This is a genomic window from Pseudomonas sp. NPDC087614 (assembly GCF_044743485.1).
In the GTDB taxonomy this organism is placed as follows: domain Bacteria; phylum Pseudomonadota; class Gammaproteobacteria; order Pseudomonadales; family Pseudomonadaceae; genus Aquipseudomonas; species Aquipseudomonas baetica_A.
The window spans coordinates 23,046-29,445 of the sequence record NZ_JBIUWN010000070.1 but is presented as its reverse complement, the minus strand read 5'-3'; the positions used below and the strand labels follow the sequence as shown (position 1 = coordinate 29,445).

Sequence of the window (6,400 nt, the reverse complement as noted above, 5' to 3'; positions counted from 1 at the left end):
ACGCAGACCGGGATTGAGTGCGATGTGTTTGTACTCAATGAAATCATCCATGGCCGCCACACCATTGAGACTAACGTTTTGTAGTAGAAAGTTGCGCACTACTACCGCGAAAAAAGTGGGCCGGATTATGCCAGAAAAGCCCAAAAAGAGTAGGGTCCTCCCGTCGTAACGGCGAAATTCCGTCGTTGAGCAGTGAATTTACCTGCGCTGAACCGTTTTAGTGCCGGGTATCTGACGGCGTGTCGACGCCCGCACCAGCGAACAATTGAGCGATGTCGGCCGCATCGAACAAGTAGCGTTCGTTGCAGAACTGGCAATCGATCTCGACGTTGCCGCCCTGTTCGGCAACCAGCGCCTGCGCATCTTCCAGACCCAGACTGACCAGCGCATTGCCCGAGCGCTCACGCGAGCAGCTGCAACGGAAACGCAGCTTCTGCACGTCGAACAGGCGCACTTGCTCTTCATGGTAGAGACGATGAAGCACGGTTTCGTTGTCCAGGCTCAATAATTCATCGGCGGTCAGCGTGCTGGCCAGCGCGGTGATGTGCTGCCAACTGGCCGCGCGGTCTTCTTCGTCTTTCAGACGATCGGCCGGCAGTTGCTGCAGCAGCAGACCACGGGCGCGGCGGCCGTCGGCGAACAACTTGAAGCGGGTGCCGACCTGTTGCGACATGACGAAATAATTGGTGAAGCAATCGGACAGGGTTTCGCCGTCGAGATCGACGATGCCCTGATAGCGCTGGCCAACCGTCGGGTCGACGGTCAGGGCCAGCACACCCTTTGGCATCAGGTCGCTGAGGGTCGCATCGGCGGCAATCTGATCGGCGTGGTAGCGCGCCAATCCTCGGATCTCGCGCTCGCTGGAGCATTCGATCATCAGCATCGGGATCGGGCCTTCAGAGCGCGCCTGCAAAATCAGCAAGCCGTCGAACTTCAGGGTGCCCACCAGCAAAGAGGCCGCCGCCATCAATTCGCCCAGCAATTGCGCGACCGGCTCGGGGTATGGGTGTTTGGCGAGCACTTCAGCGTAGCTGCGCTCAAGCGCCACCAGTTCGCCACGGGTGTCGCTGTCATCGAAGATGAAGCGTTGGGTGAAATCGGTATCCGTTAGGTCGGTCATAGGTCCGGTATCTGAAAGTGATGACAAAATGATTACAAAGAATGAAAATTCGCGTTTCTTGGCACCCTCTTTGGTGCCGACTGCTACGCCATGGGAGGCATTTTATGAACAATCCGGGTTTGTTCCAATCAAGGTGGAACCTCGGCCGGCTGGTTCTGTGCAACGTGGTGCCGTTAGCGCTACTGGCTTTCTGGTTATGGCCTACGGGTAACTCGCTGTGTGTGATTTTCGACGAGTGGCTGTTCCGCTCGCTCAATGCACCACTGGCCAGCAACCCCATATGGCTCCACATCTGGGCAATTGCAAGTATGCGTCCGTTCGACATCGTCGTCGGGCTGATTCTGCTGACGCTGCTGATCAAAGGTGACTGGGTATTCAAGGCGATTGATGCGCGCCGTGCTTTTTTCGGTTTTTTATCGATTCTGCTGTTGATGGTGGTGATCCGTACGCTGTTTTCCAAGTTCGCCGATTTCATGGACTGGCAGCACAGCAGTCCGTCGATGGTGCTTGAAGGCGCGGTACACCTCAGCGATTACTTCCCGCATCTGGAAAAGACCTGGGAGTTGAAAGATCGCTCGAGCCAGAGCTTCCCGGGCGACCATGCTTCGGTGTTGCTGATCTGGGCATTGTTCATGGGGGTGTTCAGCCGCTCGGTTGGCCAGTTCCTGACGATCTGGGGCCTGGCGGTGCTGTTCATGCTGCCGCGGCTGGTGGCCGGGGCGCATTGGGGTCAGGACGATTACATCGGCGGCGTGTTGCTGGCGGTGCTGGCGTTGGGCTGGGGCTACTACACGCCATTTGCGTATCACGCCGCGAATTTCTGGCTGAAAGTGACGGCGCCGGTTTTCAGTTTGCTGGGCAAGCTGCCGCTGATTTCGCGGATGAGTGTGGTGCGTAGCGCCTGATATCGCGGTGTCCATGGCGAGTGCTGTGCACTCGATTCGCCAACAGGCTAGCTCCCACATTGGAATGCAATCTTGTGTGGGAGCTAGCTTGCTCGCGAAGAGGCAGTGACGCCCTACTCGCTGCCGCTACCCCGAAACTTGAACAGATCCCGCCGCTGCTTCTTGCTCGGCTTGCCATCGGTGCTCACGCCCAACGCACCGGCCTTGCGCATCGCCGCAGCCGCTTCGCGCTTGGCGATACTCGCCTCGGTCTCCGCATACAGCGTTTGCGCTTCGGGCGCGCCACGACGCACGATAGACAGTGCCTCGACCCTCACTATGCGCACTTCGAAACCGGTGCGAATCTCAAATTCGTCGCCAATGCGTGGCTCTTTGCCAGGCTTGCAGCGCTCGCCTCGACAATGCACCTTGCCACTCTCGATCGCTGCTTTGGCCAAGGCACGGGTTTTGTAGAAACGCGCGGCCCATAGCCACTTATCGAGACGGACCTTGTCGTCGTCTTCGTTTTTTTGTGCCATGGAATGTCCTCATTCTGAAATATTGGTGAACTGTACTACCGTTTCTGTCGTGCCATGAATGACCCCATCCCGGATTACAATGCACACATTCCGGCGCCTGCTTCAGACGCCGGTAATCCGGGCTGTAGATATCTGTCGCCTTTTAACCATTATTCTGCGTGAATACCGCGAATCCGGCCCCTGCGGACTGAGCGGTTGTCACGGTTGAGCATTTTTTTGAAGACATTTGACCATTTGACCGTTGTCGGTCTGCGCGAGTGGGTGGCGCTCCCTGATTTGGGAGTCGCGGGCCTGCGGGCAAAAATCGACACCGGTGCCAGCACCTCCAGCCTGCACGCCACTGACATCGAGCCGTTCGAACGCGACGGCGCGAAGTGGGTGCGCTTCACTGCGCACCTGGGCACGGTGGTGCAGTTGCGTCACCGGCGTTGCGAAGCGCCTTTGGTGGCGCGCAAGACCATTAAAAGCTCCAACGGTCAGGCTCAGGTGCGCTATGTGATCAGCACCACCCTGGCCCTCGGTGATCGGGTCTGGTCGGTCGAGTTCACCCTCGCTTGCCGCAAGTCCATGCGTTATCGCCTGCTACTCGGTTCCAAAGCTTTGATTGACGGCCAACTGGTGGTCAATCCGGGCATCAAATATGTACAAGACAAGCCGGTGTTCCCGGTATCTACCTCCTCCACAGGTGTTGCATGAAGATCGCTGTGCTGTCGCGGAACCCGCGTCTGTATTCCACCCGTCGCCTGGTCGAAGCCGGCACCGAGCGCGGGCATGAAATGGTGGTGATCGACACCTTGCGCGCCTATATGAACATCGCCAGCCACAAGCCGCAGATCCACTATCGCGGCAAACCGCTGGAAGGTTTCGATGCGGTGATTCCACGGATCGGCGCGTCGGTAACGTTCTATGGCTGCGCGGTGTTGCGTCAGTTCGAAATGATGGGGGTGTTCCCGCTCAACGAATCGGTGGCCATTGCCCGTTCCCGGGACAAGTTGCGCTCGTTGCAACTGCTGTCGCGCCGGGGCATCGGCTTGCCGGTGACCGGGTTCGCTCACTCACCGGATGACATTCCGGACCTGATCGACATGGTCGACGGTGCTCCGCTGGTGATCAAAGTGCTGGAAGGCACTCAGGGCATTGGTGTGGTGCTGTGTGAAACCGCGACGGCGGCGGAGTCGGTGATCGAAGCGTTCATGGGCCTGAAGCAGAACATCATGGTCCAGGAATACATCAAGGAGGCTGGCGGTGCGGACATCCGCTGTTTCGTGGTCGGCGACAAGGTGATCGCGGCCATGAAACGTCAGGCCAAACCGGGCGAGTTCCGCTCCAACCTGCATCGTGGCGGTAGCGCCAGCCTGATCAAGATCACCCCGGAAGAACGCATGACAGCGCTGCGGGCGGCCAAGGTCATGGGCCTGGCGGTGGCGGGGGTGGATATCCTGCGTTCCAATCACGGGCCGCTGGTGATGGAAGTGAACTCGTCGCCGGGGCTTGAAGGGATCGAGACCACCACCGGGAAGAATGTGGCGGGGATCATCATTGAGCATCTTGAGAAGAATGGCGGGCCGAATATGACTCGCACCAAAGGCAAGGGCTAAACCCGGAAATATGTGGCGGCTCAGAGGCCGCCTTCGCGGGCAAGCCCGCGAAGGGGCCATCAGCCTCACCCTGGATGTCAGTGTTTAAACAGCATCGCGAGGCAGCATCAACCCCAACGGCAACCTGACCCGCGCCTCCAGTCCACCCCCGGACCGATTACGCAACTCAACATTGCCGCCATGCATCGAAGCGATCCGCTTCACGATCGCCAACCCCAACCCGGTGCCTTTGCCGCCACGAGCGCGGTCACCACGGGTGAACGGGTTGAAGATCGCCTCAAGCTCCGAAGGATCGATCCCCGCCCCACGGTCCATCACACTCAGCACCACATACGGGGCACTGGTGTCGCCAGACACATACGCGGCGACTTCAACGCCGCTGCCGGCATGATTCAAAGCGTTGCCAATCAGGTTGTTCAACAAGCGCTTCATTGAAACCCGACGCAGCGGAAACGGCTGGATCGGTTCCAGACGCAACCGAACCTTCTCTTCACTCTGGTTGTACGGCGCCACGACTTCACGTACCAGATCGCTGAGATCCACTTCCTCCACAGACTCGTCCCGACCGTCGCGAATGAACGCCAGGAACTGGTCGAGAATCGCATCCATGTCCTCGATGTCGCGCACCATGTCGTCGGTCAGGTCGTTACGGTCGCCCATCAATTCAAGCGACAGCCGCAACCGGGTCAACGGCGTGCGCAAATCGTGGGAAACCCCGGCCAGCATCAACTCGCGCTCACGCCCGGCCTGTTCGACGTCCTCGGCCATCTGGTTGAAGGCGCGATAGACCTCGGTCATCTCGCTTGGCGTGTCGCTGATCGGCAGGCGCACGCTGCGGCCCTGACCGAGTTGCCGGGCGGCATACACCAGTCGCTTCAAGGGTTGGTTGAGCTGGCTGACGAAAATCCATGCCGACGCGGTCGACAGCAAACCAATGGCGAGGAACCAGCCGAGGACGTTCCAGATTTTCTGGCCACGCAATGGATGCGGGTACAGTGGGACTTTCAGCCAGCCATCACCCAGGCTCGGTGCTCGGACCCAGAGCGCCGGCGGTGAGTGCATGCGTAATCGCACCTCGGTGTCGGGGCCCAGCTCGGTCTGCATCTGCCGCTGATAGATTTCGCTATAAGGCCAATGTTGTTCGCCTTCCGGCACACCCGCCCCGACCACCCTGATCAGGGGCACCTTATCGGCGATCTTCGCGCGGTTTTCTTCGTCTGCGGCCCAATAGGCGCGCAGCGTCAGAGCGACGCCGTGACTGTATTGACGATCCACCAGCACGTCCTCGTTCATCAACAGATAAACCAGGGTCAGCGCCTTGGAAAACAGCACGACGATGAGCACCAGCCAGAGGGTGCGGGAGAAAAAACTTTGGGGAAACCAGACGGGGGTTTTCATCTTTAACCGCTACACACTTGCAGGAGCGAGCCATGCTCGCATATTGCGGATTGCGAGTCTGTGAGATGGGTCATTCGACCCGCCCCCGACAGACTCGCTCCTACAAATCACCGATCACTTGGTGGCGGTGCCATCCGGTACAAACACATAGCCCACGCCCCAGACCGTCTGGATGTAGCGCGGTTTGGACGGATCGGGCTCGATCATCCGGCGCAGACGGGAAATCTGCACATCGATGGAACGCTCGAGGGCATCCCACTCGCGGCCACGGGCCAGGTTCATCAGTTTATCGCGGGTCAGTGGCTGACGCGCGTTCATGACGAGGGCCTTGAGTACCGCAAACTCACCGGTGGTGAGCATGTGTACTTCGTCGCCGCGCTTCAGTTCGCGAGTGGCCAGCGACAACACGTAATCACCGAAGGTGACGTTTTCGTCTTCGCTGCCCGGAGCGCCCGGTACCGGTGCGGCCTGACGGCGCAGCACTGCTTTGACCCGTGCCATCAGCTCGTCCGGGTTGAACGGCTTGGCCAGATAGTCGTCGGCACCCAGTTCCAGGCCCTTGATGCGGCTCATCTCATCGCCCTTGGCGGTGAGCATGATGATCGGAATCTGGTTGTTCGCCGCGCGCAGACGGCGGCAGGCGGTCAGACCGTCTTCGCCAGGCAGCATCAGGTCGAGGACGACCAGATTGAAAACTTCACGCGAGAGCAGACGATCCATCTGCTCGGTGTTCGGTACGGTACGGGCACGATAGCCCTTGCTGACGAAAAAACGTTCCAGCAGGCTACTCAGCCCTGGATCGTCGTCAACGATAAGAATTTTTTCGCCTTCAGCAGGTTGTGCAGTGCTGCTCATTGGATG

7 protein-coding genes are annotated in these 6,400 nt (G+C 59.2%); 3 read left to right on the top strand and 4 right to left on the bottom strand.

Going from position 1 to position 6,400, the window contains the following annotated elements; all coding sequences use genetic code 11:
- Positions 1-217 precede the first annotated feature (217 nt).
- Positions 218-1,120, bottom strand: a complete 903-nt coding sequence (gene hslO, locus ACIOWA_RS21930; protein ID WP_221731029.1) for an Hsp33 family molecular chaperone HslO — start codon at positions 1,118-1,120, stop codon at positions 218-220.
- Positions 1,121-1,224: 104 nt separating this feature from the next.
- On the opposite strand from hslO, the gene ACIOWA_RS21925 reads away from it, so the two are divergent.
- Complete coding sequence (locus tag ACIOWA_RS21925; RefSeq protein ID WP_401161905.1) at positions 1,225-2,025, top strand: phosphatase PAP2 family protein; 801 nt, start codon at positions 1,225-1,227, stop codon at positions 2,023-2,025.
- Positions 2,026-2,138: 113 nt separating this feature from the next.
- On the opposite strand, the gene ACIOWA_RS21920 is transcribed toward ACIOWA_RS21925, so the two are convergent.
- The gene (locus ACIOWA_RS21920) at positions 2,139-2,543 is read right to left on the bottom strand and encodes an RNA-binding S4 domain-containing protein (RefSeq protein ID WP_339431564.1); all 405 of its coding nucleotides are present in this window, start codon (positions 2,541-2,543) and stop codon (positions 2,139-2,141) included.
- 249 nt (positions 2,544-2,792) lie between these two features.
- Here ACIOWA_RS21920 and ACIOWA_RS21915 point away from each other — a divergent pair, with 249 nt between their 5' ends.
- Both ACIOWA_RS21915 and rimK read left to right on the top strand, forming a co-directional pair.
- The gene (locus ACIOWA_RS21915) at positions 2,793-3,239 is read left to right on the top strand and encodes an ATP-dependent zinc protease (RefSeq protein ID WP_221731070.1); all 447 of its coding nucleotides are present in this window, start codon (positions 2,793-2,795) and stop codon (positions 3,237-3,239) included.
- Positions 3,236-4,141, top strand: a complete 906-nt coding sequence (gene rimK, locus ACIOWA_RS21910) for a 30S ribosomal protein S6--L-glutamate ligase (protein WP_221731026.1) — start codon at positions 3,236-3,238, stop codon at positions 4,139-4,141. Before ACIOWA_RS21915 ends, rimK begins: the two co-directional genes overlap by 4 nt.
- Positions 4,142-4,225: 84 nt before the next feature.
- Here the strand turns inward: rimK and ACIOWA_RS21905 are convergent, their stop codons facing one another.
- Positions 4,226-5,539, bottom strand: coding sequence for an ATP-binding protein (locus ACIOWA_RS21905; protein WP_221731025.1), 1,314 nt, complete (start codon positions 5,537-5,539; stop codon positions 4,226-4,228).
- A 114-nt stretch (positions 5,540-5,653) separates the two neighbouring features.
- On the bottom strand, positions 5,654-6,394 hold the full coding sequence (gene ompR / locus ACIOWA_RS21900; protein WP_339431565.1) for a two-component system response regulator OmpR: 741 nt from the start codon (positions 6,392-6,394) through the stop codon (positions 5,654-5,656).
- Between the last annotated feature and the right edge of the window lie 6 nt (positions 6,395-6,400).